Below are 347 nucleotides of genomic sequence, written 5' to 3'. Positions count from 1 at the left end.
TTTTATCGACGTATACATTACGAAGGCAATTCCCCTTCTTCCGTGCGTTTTACTTGGATGAAAAAGCATTCCACCAAATCCCTATCACGTAAGTTAGCACTTACTATGTTAGAGCGTAGCAGTGCTTACTCAAACCCGAGGATGATAGACCAAACTCAGTGGCAACGTTTGGTGGAACAGGAGAAAGCAAAAGTGGCCAGCCTCAGTCATAACGAAAAGTTACGTATTCGTCGGCCTATTCGAGTGACACCTGAGGTAAATGTAAGATTCAGTGACGCACGTCGATATCATGTCAGCGGTGCACTACCGTTTATTGTCTTTGATGACAACCCGGATTTGAAACTAGG

The 347-nt window shown here is 44.4% G+C and carries 1 protein-coding gene; it reads left to right on the top strand.

What is annotated here, in order from left to right; genetic code table 11:
• Nucleotides 1-347, top strand: a 347-nt coding sequence (locus CWC11_RS21160; protein ID WP_249330794.1) for a DNA replication terminus site-binding protein, incomplete at both ends; no start/stop codon positions are given.

This window comes from Pseudoalteromonas sp. S3178 (assembly GCF_005886985.1).
In the GTDB taxonomy this organism is placed as follows: Bacteria; Pseudomonadota; Gammaproteobacteria; order Enterobacterales; family Alteromonadaceae; genus Pseudoalteromonas; species Pseudoalteromonas carrageenovora.
The sequence above is the reverse complement of the archived record's forward strand: the minus strand, read 5'-3'. Positions and strand labels throughout refer to the sequence as shown.